Consider the following 12,979-nt stretch of genomic DNA (forward strand, 5'->3'; position numbering starts at 1 on the left):
CCTCGCGGTGAACCCTTGTGACGGGTGAACCAGGTCACCTCTGGTCGTTGTACGGCTGTTTGGTCTCTCCAACCATTCGCGCCAGTTCACTGAAGGGTGGCACCTCTCGCCCGCCGGCCATGTTATTGGCGAGCCGTAGCAGGCGAACCGGAAAGACGATCGCATCCCGGTTGGCCGGGGTCAGATCTTCCGCCACACGGTAATCGCCCAGGGCGGTTTCCTCCGCCATGGCCAGCACCCGGTCGACCTCGTCGGTACCGACCAGGCCTTTACTCACCAGCAACTGGTGCATCAGCGCCATGGCCATGACCAATCCTTCGAGCTGCAGGTTTGCAGTATTCATCGATCCACCTCGTGGCGTTGTGATGAGCAACGTGCAGGCGCAGCGTCAGTTGCTCGTGGGCGCGGCTTCCCGTGAGGGCTCAGCTTCCAGTCCTGTCGTGCGGGGCGGCGACCGGCTTGGATTCCGGCGAATAGCGAAAGCGGAGGAAGATCGAGAGAACGACGATCACCGCAGTCGAGAGGAACTCGGATTGCCAGTTCTGGAAGGATTCAAACCAGAGCTGTGCGCTGAACAGGTGTTCGATCAGCGTGGCGGGCGCTTGCCCGTGCACCGCTGCCTCCTCGTTTGCCGCGACCGCACTGCCCAACCAGTGCGCGACGAACGAGGCGAGGAACAGCGCCACAAGCACGATGCCCAGCGAGTAGGAATAGAGCCACATCCACAGCCCGCCCGCCCGGACCGGCCAAGGCGTTCGCTTGTCGCGCTGCTTGCTGGCCGGATCTTCATCGACCTCCTCGTCACCGTGAGGGTCCTTCGATTCCGACGAGCCGCGCTGGAACAGAAATGCGGTGAGTACGACGTAGAACGACATCTGGAGAAACTCGCTCTCCCAGTTTTCGAACACCGCCGAGGCAAAGCTGCCGCTGAACAGGTACGACCAGAGGTCGGCTGTGGGAGCGCCGTGTTCAGCTAGATTGCTGTTCTCCACTTGCAGTCCCGCCAGCGCCATTCCCCCCAGCGACAGGGCGGTGAGCACCAGCAGAACAATGGTCAGTCCGTTATTTCGTAACCAGCTCATGGCGCGGCGGTATCCTCGGGAGGAACCCAACTTGGTCAGGTGCTCGAGGTTCCCCCCGGCCGCGGCCGATTGGAGAGTCCGGAGCCGGCCACCCCATGCCCGCACATTTCGCTGCAACTGAATGCGTTGCAGCAGGTTGGTTCTTCCCGCAGGAGGTACCGATGCTCACGCCGTTGCCGACCACCGCCGTTCGCTTGCGCCACCGGCGCGACGCCTGAACGGGGTCAAGCATGTCCGTAGCGACAAGTGCCGACGAGCGTCGCGCCAGAAAAGCTCAAAAGCGCCTGAAGCAGCGGGAAATGACCCTGGTGCGGGCACAAGAGATGCACGAGGCGCGCCTGCGTGCCGAAGCCACGGGCCATAGATCGACGGTTGCGGATCCGCCGGCGTTGAATATCGGATGCTCGGGCTGGTTCTACTGGCATCTCAGGGGCAGCTTCTACCCCAGCCAGATGCCGACCAAGGACTGGTTCGCCCACTATGCCGAGCAGTTCGACACTGTGGAGCTGAATGCCCCGTTCTACTCCTGGCCAACCCTGGCAACGGTCGAGACCTGGCGCAGACAGGCCGAGGGAAGACGGATGCTCTATACCGTCAAGGCATCGGAACTCATCACCCACATCATGAAGTTCGAAGGAACTGAGACCCTGGTGCAGGACTTCGGCCATATCGCCGTCCTGCTCGGCCCTTTGATGGGCTGCCTGCTGTTCCAGCTGCCACCCAGCTATCACTACTCGCGCGAGCGCCTCGACAGCATGCTGCAGCAATTGGATAAAGCGCGCCGCAACGTCGTCGAGTTTCGTCATTCGAGCTGGTGGAACGACGAGGTCTATGAGGCCTTCCAGGCAGCCGGCGCCATCTTCTGCTCCTCGAGCGCCCCTCGCCTGCCCGACCCCGTCATCAGGACTGCCGATGATATCTACGTTCGCTTTCATGGCGTCGAGAGGTGGTATCGCCACGACTACAGCCAGGACGAGCTGCTCGATTGGGCGCGGCGCATCCGCGCCGTCGGGGCAAAGCGGGTGTGGGTCTACTTCAACAACGACTTCGACGGCTACGCGATCAAGAACGCCATCATGCTGTCCAGGCTGCTGCGCCACTAACCGGCAACATCGCAAGACAGAAGGCGGCGGTCCCGATAGCGACAGCCGCCTTCCCATCCTGGGAGCGACCCTCAGGACACGACCTGAACCTCGCGCGCCCGCTTCGGTTGCACCGCCGCTCCCGGTTTGTCAGATGTGGCCATGGGCCTGCAGCAGCGTCCGCAGGGCCTGGCCCTGCGGGGTGTTCTGTTCGCGCGGCAGATACTCCTCGAGCGGCATGTCTCGCGGGTTGCCGCCTGACGAAGCATTGGGCTGATGGCGCACGGTGGAGCCGTCATGCCCGCCGACCAGCAGCCACTGGTCGCCATTTTCACTGCTGTAGAAAACCAGATCACTCTCAATCGACATCGGAAGTCTCCTCGCGAGCCCAATGCCGCGCCTGTCTCAACGTGCGAGAGCGCAGATGGTGGCAAAGGCGCGCTCTTTCGCAGCGCCGCCCTGCCCGCTCAGTCGAAGCGGTTGGCGGCTGGTGGGTCGCTGGCCGGAAACGACTCGTCGGAGGCTTCGTCGAGCAGCGTCCAGGGTCGCTTGGGGCGATCGCGCATTTCCTCGGGGCCGGCCGCACGAATCTGCACATCGCTTTCGCGCGTGCCGACGGCCTTGCCGTCACGGAATGCGGCTTTGGGTTTCTTGGGCGGGGGAGCATCCACGCGCATTGTGTCAGCCTCGCTGTTGAGCAACACCAATGACGTTCGCTCGCGAAAGGTTGCTCGCCGCCAAAATTCAGGCGGCCGTAAGAACTGGCGGGAGCTTCGATTGGAACCCACGCACGACCGGCAAGTTGATCAAGGGCGATCGACGCGCGTCAACCGGACGTGGCGGTACAGGGAACAGGTCGGGTTTTTCCGGTTTCCCCACCTGGCCAACGAAACGGCAGCCGAGCCCTTGCCCCGCCCGCTTTGCTCGCATCTCGCCGACGACGTGGTCTCGTCGTTGTGGCGCCAGTCGGGAAAGCCTACCTAAGGCAGATGAAGCAGGACGCAGATGGCGCTGAGTTGGTCGAGCTATGGACGCTGCCCTTTGCTGCGAGGCTGGGCTCGTCGATACGATCCAAGGGCCTCTATCTCGAAATTCGCGCCCGTCTCCCGGTAGCGGCCAGGAAGTCGCTTTCGGTGAAGGCGGGCGAACTGGCGCTTCGCATGCCGCAAACCGCATCGAAGCAGTTTGCGGCGACATCGGCGCTTGTCTCCCGAGCCCTCGAGGGCATCGAGAGCCTGCCGGTGATCCCGCGTGAGATCGAGGATATCCTGGGCATTTCGACCACCGAGCGCCACCGCTGGCTGAAGGATGGCCGGTTGCCTAGCGCCGGCACCCGCAGCGTGAAACTGCGCGGCCGCGCGAGGAAAGTGACCTTCCACGTGTTCGACCCCCGGGTTGTCGAAGACATCCTCGACCGGGGATTGATCGACACCTGGCGCGAGGACGACGCCGTGACCGCCGCCGAGAACCGGCGCAAGGCCGCCTGGAAGGCGAAGCTCACCAGGGCGCGAAAGACCGCCGGTGAGGCCGTGCCCCGCCACCCTGACGGCGAGCCCTCGGCTCACGACGACGAGGATCGCTTCAAGCTACGAGGCTGGGCTGAATTCGAACGCGACATGCTGTAGTGTTGAGCGGGGCCGCAAAGCTGGCGACGGTCAAACCAGCGCTTTCAGCGCCCATTGATCGCCGTGAACAGTGCGGCGCTCATCTGCTCCAGCGTATAGGGCTTATCGATGATGGCGGAGCCGGGCGCGACATCGGCCTGCACGCCATAGCCGGTCGCATAGACGATCGGGATACCCAGATCCTGGAGACGCTTGGCGACTGGCGTGCTCGGCAGGCCGCCGATATTCACGTCGAGCAAGGCCGCATCCATGCGACTGCCATCGAGCAGACCCAACGCCACATCGATGCGATGGGCGGGCCCCACGACCACGGCGCCAAGCTCCTCCAAAGCATCGACCACCTCCATGGCGAGGAGGTATTCGTCTTCAAGGACGAGGATGTGTTTGCCGGCGAGCGTCGTCATGCGGCGGGGGTTTCGTGCTGACGCGCGATCACGGTGCACTGCAACCCCTCAGGGCGGTAATCCATCCGGACATCGGCGTTGAATTCGGCGCCAAGCGCCTTCTCGATCATGGTGGAGCCAAAACCCCGCCGCGTCGGCTTGGGGACCGGCTCGATGCCGTGCTCGGACCACCTGAGCGTCAGCCATCGATCCGGCTGGTCGGTGGTTTCCCAGGAGAAATCCACCGAACCACCGGTGGAGCGCAGCGAGCCGTATTTCACCGCGTTGGTGTAGAGTTCATGCAGTGCCATGGCGGTCGTTACCGCCTGCTTGGGAGCAAGTTGCACCGGGGGGCCGCTGATCCGCACCCGGATATCGGCGTCGCCATTGACGGATTTGCGGGCGACCTCCTCCAGCGACGCGCTTTGCCAGCTCTCGGCAGCCAGCAGATTATGCGCCTGGGCCAGGGCCGACAGCCGTCCTTCGAAGGCTTTGACCTTCGGCTCTCCCGTGGCGAGCCCTTTGAAAGTCTGCCGCGCCACCGACTGGACCACCGCGAGGGTGTTCTTCACCCGATGGTTCAACTCGTTGATCAGCAGCTGCTTGTGGAGGTCGGCTTCCTCGCGTTCGGTGACGTCGACATTGACGCCGATCATGCCGTCGAATCCGCCGCCCTCATTGAGATGCGGCCGCGCCACGGTTTCGAGCACCCGGTAGGTGCCGTCGCTGCGCCGATAGCGCCCCTTGACGTGCGCACTCGAATTCTCCGTCACCGCCGCCTGCATCGCCTTGATGATGCCGCTACGATCCTCCGGATGGATGGTGTGGCTCCAGTCGAATGAACCGAGATCTTCAACGCCCCAGAAGCTGCGCAGCATCTGGTTGAGGTGGAGGCAACGCCCAGTGCTGTCGGCGATCCAGATCATGATCGGCGCGTCTTCGGACATCCGCCTGAAGCGATCCTCGCTCTCGCGGATCTGCTGTTCAGCCGCACTGCGCGCCTGTTCGGCACGATAGCGCTCAAGGCTGAAGCCCACTTGCCGCGCGATGGCGACCGCCAGGTCGCGCTCGTGCTGAGTGAAGCCGTGCGGGTCCGGCAGGTAAGTCATGAACTTGCCGACGACCTCGCCCTTGGCCATCAGCGGGATGAACCCGAGGGCGGTGATGCCCTCCGATTTTATGGTGCGCTTCAGCCAATCCGCCTCGTTGGTCTCGGCGATATCGGGGACGAAGATCGGCACCGCGTTCCGATCGCCGGGCTTCCATGGCGTGTGCCCATCGACGGCCTTGCGGTAGCTCTCGGACAAGCCGCGCCAGGCCACAAACCGCATTTCGCCGTGGGTGTCGAACAGCAGGATGGAGGCGCGCCGGCAGCCGAGCATATCGCCGATGGCATCGAGGGCGGCTTCGTAGACATCGTCGAGCGCCTCGGCGCGATACAGCCGGTCGGTCAGCCGAAGCAGGGCCGCCGTATCCTCGCCATCGGTGCGCACCAGAACACTTTCGCTCGCAGACATATCACCCCTCGCCCCACGCCCAAGCGCAGCAACGCGCTGTTGCTGAATAAGTTCCCGCCCCGCAGTTAGCGCATTGGCACCGGCGGTCCCGGACGTAGAGGTAGAGCGCGCCACGGTGGATCGATTAACAAACTGATGTGCATTGGAGGCCGCGTCGTGACAGGCTTGCTCCAAACGGGAGGTTGCCATGGATCGCGAGTGGTGGGTCGGCCGAGTGCTGCCGGGCTTTGTCGGAGCCCTGATTTTCTTCATTCTATTGCTGATCTGGAACAGCATTACGGGCGGGACGATCGTCAACGCCTTTGGCGGAGCCAGATCCTCCGACATCGAGGCCGTCCAGCTGCTTGCCGGGCCTGCTGGTCCGAAGGGGGATGTCGGCCCCGCCGGTCCAAAGGGTGACACCGGTGCGGCAGGCCCCGCCGGGCCCGTTGGCGAGACCGGGCCGGTTGGGCCGGCCGGGAGCACCGGGCCGGTTGGCCCCGCTGGCCCCAAGGGTGATTCCGGACCGATCGGTCCGAAAGGCAATGCCGGCCCGACGGGTCCGGCCGGTCCGAAGGGAGACGCGGGCCCGATTGGACCCAAGGGCGATGTTGGTCCGGTCGGACCTGCCGGCCCGAAGGGCGACCCGGGCGTGGCTGGTCCGCGGGGTAATGCCGGCCCCGCCGGTCCGAAGGGGGACACGGGGCCAATCGGTCCTGCGGGCCCCATGGGGGAGATCGTGCCGGCCACTCCATCGCAATAGGGGAGCGTCGCTTACGGCCGGGCGGACCGGAAGTTGCAGGCCGACAAGTAGCAACCGGACCCCCACTCGGAGGTGCAGCAGGGGTCCGGCGGCACAGTGAGGTCTGAAGCGAAGGGAGTCGTCACTCAGACGCTGACTAAATCTTCTCTGCCGGCAATGGTTCCCCCAGCGGCTGGCGCCCCGCCCTCCCCACCGCCGTGCCCTCGGTTGCGAGGAGAAACTGATCGCTGATCCCGACGTTGTGCGTCATCAACGAGGGAGGCCGCGATGGCTGACGACAAAAAGAACGTAGGCCGCCCGGATCGGTCGCGTGTGGCCCGAAACGAAGACTATGAAGTGAACGACTTCGCCCATAAGCACGGCATCAGCGTGCAGCGCGCCCTGGAAATCATCGCCGAAGCCGGCGGCAGCCGGGACCGCGCCGATGAGATCGCAAGACGTTCCGCTTGAACGATGCCGGGGAGCGGCAACGGGATGCGCACTGTCTGCGGTGCCATCCCGCTGCCCATGGTGATCCGCCGGCCGTTTCCATTCTAACTCTGCGAGTAGGGATTTCTGGCCCGCTTGCGCTCCTTGGCTGTCCTGGCCTTGGCAATCGCGGCTTCTACTCGCTGCTGTTCCCGCCAGCCATGGGTCCCCTCGATGGCGCGGTCACGAGCTCGAAGCTCGAGAGCGTGCCGGGTCGCCTCTTCGACGGTGGTGGTAGCGACGCTGAGACTGTGGGCACCGCCGGGGGCGCCATAGGGCTTTTCGGACATGGGGAGACTCCGGGATGATGGAGTTCAAGACGATATGCCCCGGTCTGAAACGGGCACAAGCCACGACCGATTGCGGTCTGCCCGGCTCGATCACACTAACCGCTCAATAGTTGCAGATGCGCCCGACAGCGAAATCCAAGCTTGCAAGCGGGCCAGGCCGTTCGCTTCCTCCGGCAAAAAAATGAGCCGGCAGCACTCCTCCCGAAGCTCCCGGCTCAACAGTCACCGGCGGCGACCGGCGAAAGGGGGCACTGTGCCTTAGTCGTGCACGCCTGAAATTCACATTTGATTGGCAGTGAGGCTGACCAAATAGAGGTCGCGCCAATGTCGGGCGTCAATGCCGATCGAAACCGCCGCCGGGGGCGGAAAAAAGCGAAACACACCCAGGACGACCAGACTCGCCACGCGGCGGCTCAGGCGGAAGGCGCTTCGTCGCCATCCGGGCGCCACACCAGCTCCTGCTTCATGTCCGCATCCTGCACGATCACCTGCACATACGGCTCGTTGGTGGCGCGTGCAGCTTCGATGGCCGCGTCGATCGCCGCCTGGCGCGAAGTAAAGTGCGCGAAGATGCTTCCACGGAATGTGTACTGCCAGATGTCATCGCGGTGGTTGACGATGAAGTGGTGCTGATTGGCCATGTCGGGTCCTCCTCAGCCGACTTGAACGTCGGGGCGGCAACCTTGTTGCTCGAAGGGTGAAACACGGCCGGCGGCTTTGCGCCCATGTGGAGCTGTGTCCAGGACTGTCGACCACCCTGCGCCCCGGAACCGCCCAGCGCCTGACTGAGGGTCAAGCGGCAGTTGGTGGCTTGTTCAGGCGACCTGGTGTGCGCCCCATGCCGTGAGGTTCGCGGGTGTGCCTGCCAGCTTGTCGATATCGACGGTCTGGGCCTGGTCGACCAGCACCCTGCCCGCGAGCGTGAGAAGAGCGGAGCCGTCTGCTGTGATCATGATCCAGCCCTTGGAAATCAGCGGCAGGGTCAGGTGGGGCGGTACACCCGACCCATGCTCGGCCAACCTGACCAAGGCAACTATTTCAGCTGGGGTTGGTCCTGCGAGCACGGCATCGCGCATAGTCAATCTCCTGGTTTGCAGGAGACCAGAATGATCTCAATGCCGGCGAGTTCCACGGGCAGGACGACCGCGCTTGCCACGCCAAATTTTTCTGCCGCACTGAGCACCCGAAGCCAAGTTTGGGGCTGCTCCGGGCACTCAGTTCCGCCGCATCGCTTAGGACGGCGAATTCGCTGGAAGTAGTCCGCTACGGCCTCGGGCCTCGCGCGCGAAATTTCACGACTGTCAGTGAAACCAGGTCAGTCGCGGCGCGCCAATTCGGCGCCCGGCAGGCAGACGAGTGGTTCACTTTGATCGCGCGTCGATTGTGGTCTGCCGCTCCTCCGGATCAAAGACGACGATGTCCGAAGCTCCGGCCAAACGCAGTTCTCGAACCAGTTCGGCAGCCTGCGCCTGGGATTTCACCTCTAGTCTGCCCGTACCAGTCTGCATTCGGTACGTTACTACATAGGCAGCCGAACGCTGCTTGGTGGCACGCCCGATCTTTCTGGAAACAAACCACATACGTTCCCACCCTTGTGGCTCGCATCTCGCTGATACCACCGAAATGCTCGCATAGGATTAATCTGGCCGCCGTTGCGGCACCCATCCGGATGACGGGATGCCGACCGCCTTGAACGCAGTGGCGAGCCTGCCGGCGACGAGCGCCCTCCTATGATCCAGTGATCACCGCGCATTGGCCGAACCTGCAATTTCGCTGAAAGCAACGTCAGTGGCCCGTCACCGCATATAGGGTATGACGCTGCTGCTCGGTTGATCAAACCCTCATCCGGCACGGCGGCACCGCGACAAACTACTTCGCCCCACAGCGGTGCCGCCACCCCCTCGGTGACGGCCCTGGCTCGGCACGTGGTTTCTCACAGGGTGAGGCAATGAACGAACCGAAGCTGCAATGGTGGGTTTTTCCGACATTCCTGTTCCTGATGATCGCCGCTGCCGCCATCGGCGTTGCGCTCGGGGTGCTCATTCAAGGCACCTGATTGCGAGGTCGACGGCGCGCCGGCTGTGCCAGCTTCGGACCTGTCTCCATCGCTCAAGCGGTAAGTTCTACCCAAGCCGGCGCGTGGTCACTGGGCTTGTCCCAACCGCGTGTCTCGACGTCGACACCGGCGTCGCGGAGCGAGCCACGCAATGACGGGCTGATCAGCACGTGGTCCATCCGCAGGCCCGAGCTTCGGTCGTAGCCGCCTCGGTATGAAAAATTCCAGTAAGTGTAGATGCCCTTGTCAGGGTGGATGACCCTGAGAGCGTCGATCCAGCCCTGTTCGAGGAGCCTCGCATAAGCTGTTCGCGCTTCCGGGAACATCACCGCGTCCCAAACCCATCGGCCAGGCACGACTGCATCGATGTCCGCTGGCACCACGTTGAAGTCGCCACAAAGCACGGTCGGTGCGCCAGCCGCCAGCAGCGCCCGCGCATGGTCGAGCAGGCGTTCGAACCAGCGCATCTTGTACTCGAATTTCGGTCCGGGGGCGGGGTTGCCATTGGGCAGGTAAAGGCATCCGACGATGAGATCACCGACCTGGGCCTCGAGATAGCGGCTGTGAGTATCGTCTGGATCTCCGGGCAAGCCGCGGCGGCGCTCGATGGGGGCGGTCCCACGAGCCAGGATGGCGACCCCGTTGTAGGATTTTTGTCCATGCCAGATCGAGTGGAACCCCGCCTCCGTGATGGCAGCTTCGGGGAACTTCTCGTCAGAGGTTTTCAGCTCCTGCAGGCACACTACATCGCTCTCGGTTTCGGCCAGCCACCTCAGCAGCACCGGCAACCGCCCATTGACGCCATTAACGTTGAAGGTGGCGAGTGTAGTCATTGCCGAGGATCCTTCGATTGGGCCAGTGGCCCATAGGGATGGTCAGTGTCGCTTCAGGCCAGCGTCTTCCATCGCGTCGTCGATGGCTTCCGCAGCTTCTTGCTCGACGCGCTTTCGCTCTTCCTCGATCTCTCGCGCATCGAGGTGCTCGAGCCCGACGACCTTGTTGGTGGCGGGCGAGTGTTCGATCAGGTAGTCGAGCTTGACGTGCAGGGCCGCCTCGCTGCGCGCGCCGGCGACAAGAATAACGCCGCTGATCACGATAGCCGCGACCGACAGGAAGATATTGAAGGCGAACATGAAGCCTTCATTGAACTGCATTGCGGCCCCAATCCCGATGCCCACCATCAAAGCCACAAACGTGGCGACGAACCCCCGCCAGTCCGACAGGAAGTCGGCGAGGCGGTAAATCAGTCCGCTGATGCGGCTGGCAGGTGCTTGCTTCATGGTGGCATCGATAACGTGCCCGATGGGATTTGGATGCGGGCCCGCGGGAGGGCGATCAGCCCGGCGCGATTACCAGTGATCGCGATCTTGACGCGACGACGTCGGTTATGTCGCGTGGCAACCTTGCCCTGCTCGCCGAAGTTGACCTCCTCAGCATCAAGGAGAGCACCATGGCATCCAAAGCTACAGCTCAGCGGCAGCGGGACATTCAGGCAGAGGTCGCGACAGCCGATGCCGCCACCCCAAAAAAACGGGAAGTGGCCATGCAGGCGGGCGCCCGCCCCTACCCTGAACCGCCATTTCCGAAGCAGCATCAGCCCAAGCCGGGAGCCGAGTTCAAACTGGATCCCGCCCCGCTCTATGACGCGCCGTTCTATCTTGGCTCGAAGAAGCTCGCCGGAAAGGTAGCTTTGATCACCGGCGGCGACTCCGGCATCGGTCGGGCGGTGGCCGTGCTATTTGCCCGTGAGGGCGCCGACGTGGTGATCGCACATCTCTCCGAGGACCGAGATGCGGCGGAAACCAAGGCCGCAGTCGAAAATGAGGGCCGCAGCGCCATCGTGATCAAAGGTGATGTGCGCAATCGCGCCTTCTGCGAGGATGCAGTCGAGCAGACCATCGCGGCGTTCGGCCACCTCGACGTCCTGATCAACAACGCCGCCTTTCAGGTCCACAGCAAGCGTATCGAGGACCTGAGCGAAGAGCATTTCGACGAAACGCTGAAGACCAACCTCTACGGCTATTTCTTCATGGCGCAGGCGGCAGCCAAGGTGATGAAGGCGGGCTCGGCCATCATCAATACGGGCTCGGTCACCGGCATCGAGGGTAGCCCGGCGCTACTGGATTATTCCATGACCAAGGGCGGCATCCACGCCTTCACCCGGTCACTGGCGGGTCAATTGTTGGAGCGGCATATCCGGGTTAACTGCGTCGCGCCGGGGCCGGTATGGACCCCGCTCAATCCCTCCGACAAGGAGGCCGATGACGTCAGCAAGTTCGGTTCAAAGGTGCCGATGAAGCGTCCGGCGCAACCGGAAGAAATCGCGCCAGCCTATGTCTTTCTCGCCAGTCCGCAGATGTCGAGCTACATCACCGGAGAAATTCTGCCCATCATCGGCGGCTATGGCGGCGGCTAAGCCGAACCGAAGCCGGCTCAGTCCCGGAGGAACCTCTGGAGAGCCCTCGCCAGTTCGTCCGGCGCCTCTTCGGCCATGTGGTGCCCGCTGTCGATCGCGTGGCCGGTCACGGCAGGCGCCCAGCGTCGCCAGATCGTGAGAGGATCGCCGTATAGCAGTTCCATGTCGTCGCGTTTGGACCACAGGTGCAGCGTCGGACAAGCTATGGTTCTCCCCGCGGCGCGATCGGCCTCATCGTGGCTTCGATCGATCCCCAGGCCGGCACGATAATCTTCGACCATGCCGTGCACGGTGGCCGGATCCGACGTGGCGGACCGGAAGTCGCGGTAGGCTTCTTCACCCATGAACTCGGGCGTTGCCGCGTACCACGCAACGGGATCTGCGAGGATGGCGCGCTCCGGTTTTTCCGGCTGCGCGAAGAAGAACCAATGCCACCACAGCTCGGCAAACCGGGCGTCGCACCGTTCCAGTGCCTCGACGATAGGGACGCCGTCCAGCACGGCCAGCTTTGTGATCTTGTCGGGGTGATCCAGGGCCGCGCGAAAAGCGACATAGCTGCCTCGGTCATGGCCGACGATGGCAAACCTGTCATGGCCCAGCCGCGCCATCAGCTCGATACAGTCACGAGCCTTCGCCCGCTTCGACGACCCGGCGTGATCCGGCGCATCGGCGGGGTGGCTCGATTGGCCGAAACCCCTGAGGTCGGGACACACCACGCTGAAGGATGGGGCAAGACGATCCGCCACCTGCCCCCAGGTCATGTGGGTGCGCGGGTGGCCATGCAACAGCAGCACCGGCGGCCCCTTTCCACCATGACGCACCCTCAGGCGGGCCTCGGATAGATCGACGAAATCGAGCTCGAATCCTTCGAACATCCCTCGTACCTCTGCACCTGATCGAGGGTTTCTAGCTGGTCGCAGTAATCGCGACGCGGATCGCAACGCTGCTGCCGAACAACAGCAGGCCGAGATAACCCATGAGCGGATCGGCGTCGTGGCGACCGACAAACGGTACTTCCCGGGGAAGACCGTACTTCACCATGATCGCCGCACCGGAAACATTCAACGCCAACAACATCCATGCCGCAACTTGCACGCGACCCCTCGCGGACTGAAATCATCCCTCCCCACCATAACGGCTTCAGCGACCCCGTCGGCAAGTGCTGAACCATCCCGCTCTTTCTGCGTTCGCAACGCAAAGCAACCAAAGGAGACGATGATGCCCGCCACTGAAGCCGAGGTCGTTCGCTGGATCGCGCCATGGCCGCTGGCGGCCAGGACCTCGAAGTTCGCTACGACAGCAAGAAGACTGGCGCCAC

General features: G+C 63.4%; 17 protein-coding genes. 4 read left to right on the forward strand and 13 right to left on the reverse strand.

Annotated features, from left to right (window positions below; genetic code table 11):
* Positions 1-34 precede the first annotated feature (34 nt).
* Positions 35-343 carry a hypothetical protein gene (locus ASC89_RS21930; protein ID WP_055883933.1) on the reverse strand — a complete coding sequence of 103 codons (309 nt, stop codon included), beginning with the start codon at positions 341-343 and terminating at the stop codon, positions 35-37.
* A 79-nt stretch (positions 344-422) separates the two neighbouring features.
* A complete protein-coding gene (locus ASC89_RS21935; protein WP_056001740.1) occupies positions 423-1,082 on the reverse strand; it encodes a DUF6766 family protein in 660 nt (219 codons plus the stop codon).
* Between the two features lie 299 nt (positions 1,083-1,381).
* Here ASC89_RS21935 and ASC89_RS21940 point away from each other — a divergent pair, with 299 nt between their 5' ends.
* The gene (locus ASC89_RS21940; protein WP_320410481.1) at positions 1,382-2,185 is read left to right on the forward strand and encodes a DUF72 domain-containing protein; all 804 of its coding nucleotides are present in this window, start codon (positions 1,382-1,384) and stop codon (positions 2,183-2,185) included.
* 129 nt (positions 2,186-2,314) lie between these two features.
* Here ASC89_RS21940 and ASC89_RS21945 read toward each other — a convergent pair whose 3' ends face one another.
* Together ASC89_RS21945 and ASC89_RS21950 are read right to left on the reverse strand one after the other, a co-directional pair.
* Positions 2,315-2,533 carry a hypothetical protein gene (locus ASC89_RS21945; protein ID WP_055883942.1) on the reverse strand — a complete coding sequence of 73 codons (219 nt, stop codon included), beginning with the start codon at positions 2,531-2,533 and terminating at the stop codon, positions 2,315-2,317.
* Between the two features lie 98 nt (positions 2,534-2,631).
* Entirely contained in the window at positions 2,632-2,841 is a 210-nt protein-coding gene (locus ASC89_RS21950) for a hypothetical protein (RefSeq protein WP_056001745.1), read from the reverse strand.
* A gap of 312 nt (positions 2,842-3,153) precedes the next feature.
* Between ASC89_RS21950 and ASC89_RS21955 the strand changes: the two genes are divergently transcribed.
* Positions 3,154-3,789: a hypothetical protein gene (locus ASC89_RS21955; protein ID WP_056001748.1), complete on the forward strand. Its 636-nt coding sequence runs from the start codon at positions 3,154-3,156 to the stop codon at positions 3,787-3,789.
* A gap of 44 nt (positions 3,790-3,833) precedes the next feature.
* On the opposite strand, the gene ASC89_RS21960 is transcribed toward ASC89_RS21955, so the two are convergent.
* Positions 3,834-4,193, reverse strand: coding sequence for a response regulator (locus tag ASC89_RS21960; protein WP_056001751.1), 360 nt, complete (start codon positions 4,191-4,193; stop codon positions 3,834-3,836).
* Positions 4,190-5,689: a sensor histidine kinase gene (locus ASC89_RS21965; RefSeq protein ID WP_056001754.1), complete on the reverse strand. Its 1,500-nt coding sequence runs from the start codon at positions 5,687-5,689 to the stop codon at positions 4,190-4,192. Before ASC89_RS21965 ends, ASC89_RS21960 begins: the two co-directional genes overlap by 4 nt.
* 1,009 nt (positions 5,690-6,698) lie before the next feature.
* Here ASC89_RS21965 and ASC89_RS21975 point away from each other — a divergent pair.
* Complete coding sequence (locus tag ASC89_RS21975; RefSeq protein WP_055883959.1) at positions 6,699-6,881, forward strand: DUF3606 domain-containing protein; 183 nt, start codon at positions 6,699-6,701, stop codon at positions 6,879-6,881.
* A gap of 83 nt (positions 6,882-6,964) precedes the next feature.
* Here the strand turns inward: ASC89_RS21975 and ASC89_RS21980 are convergent, their stop codons facing one another.
* The 5 genes from ASC89_RS21980 to ASC89_RS22000 all read right to left on the reverse strand — a co-directional run bounded on the left by ASC89_RS21980 (position 6,965) and on the right by ASC89_RS22000 (position 10,525).
* The gene (locus ASC89_RS21980) at positions 6,965-7,189 is read right to left on the reverse strand and encodes a hypothetical protein (protein ID WP_055883962.1); all 225 of its coding nucleotides are present in this window, start codon (positions 7,187-7,189) and stop codon (positions 6,965-6,967) included.
* 413 nt (positions 7,190-7,602) lie between these two features.
* Positions 7,603-7,830 carry a DUF2188 domain-containing protein gene (locus ASC89_RS21985; RefSeq protein ID WP_055883966.1) on the reverse strand — a complete coding sequence of 76 codons (228 nt, stop codon included), beginning with the start codon at positions 7,828-7,830 and terminating at the stop codon, positions 7,603-7,605.
* Positions 7,831-8,004: 174 nt separating this feature from the next.
* Positions 8,005-8,265, reverse strand: coding sequence for a hypothetical protein (locus tag ASC89_RS21990; RefSeq protein ID WP_056001760.1), 261 nt, complete (start codon positions 8,263-8,265; stop codon positions 8,005-8,007).
* Between the two features lie 1,033 nt (positions 8,266-9,298).
* Positions 9,299-10,078 (reverse strand): exodeoxyribonuclease III, encoded by a 780-nt coding sequence (gene xth, locus ASC89_RS21995; RefSeq protein ID WP_056001763.1) that lies wholly within the window; start codon positions 10,076-10,078, stop codon positions 9,299-9,301.
* Positions 10,079-10,120: 42 nt separating this feature from the next.
* Complete coding sequence (locus ASC89_RS22000) at positions 10,121-10,525, reverse strand: low affinity iron permease family protein (RefSeq protein WP_056001766.1); 405 nt, start codon at positions 10,523-10,525, stop codon at positions 10,121-10,123.
* Between the two features lie 170 nt (positions 10,526-10,695).
* On the opposite strand from ASC89_RS22000, the gene ASC89_RS22005 reads away from it, so the two are divergent.
* Complete coding sequence (locus tag ASC89_RS22005; protein ID WP_056002008.1) at positions 10,696-11,661, forward strand: SDR family oxidoreductase; 966 nt, start codon at positions 10,696-10,698, stop codon at positions 11,659-11,661.
* A 17-nt stretch (positions 11,662-11,678) separates the two neighbouring features.
* On the opposite strand, the gene ASC89_RS22010 is transcribed toward ASC89_RS22005, so the two are convergent.
* The gene (locus tag ASC89_RS22010; RefSeq protein WP_055883980.1) at positions 11,679-12,536 is read right to left on the reverse strand and encodes an alpha/beta fold hydrolase; all 858 of its coding nucleotides are present in this window, start codon (positions 12,534-12,536) and stop codon (positions 11,679-11,681) included.
* Between the two features lie 31 nt (positions 12,537-12,567).
* Positions 12,568-12,756, reverse strand: a complete 189-nt coding sequence (locus ASC89_RS28560; RefSeq protein ID WP_156384718.1) for a hypothetical protein — start codon at positions 12,754-12,756, stop codon at positions 12,568-12,570.
* Positions 12,757-12,979 lie beyond the last annotated feature (223 nt).

Source organism: Devosia sp. Root413D1, from assembly GCF_001425235.1.
Lineage (GTDB): Bacteria > Pseudomonadota > Alphaproteobacteria > Rhizobiales > Devosiaceae > Devosia_A.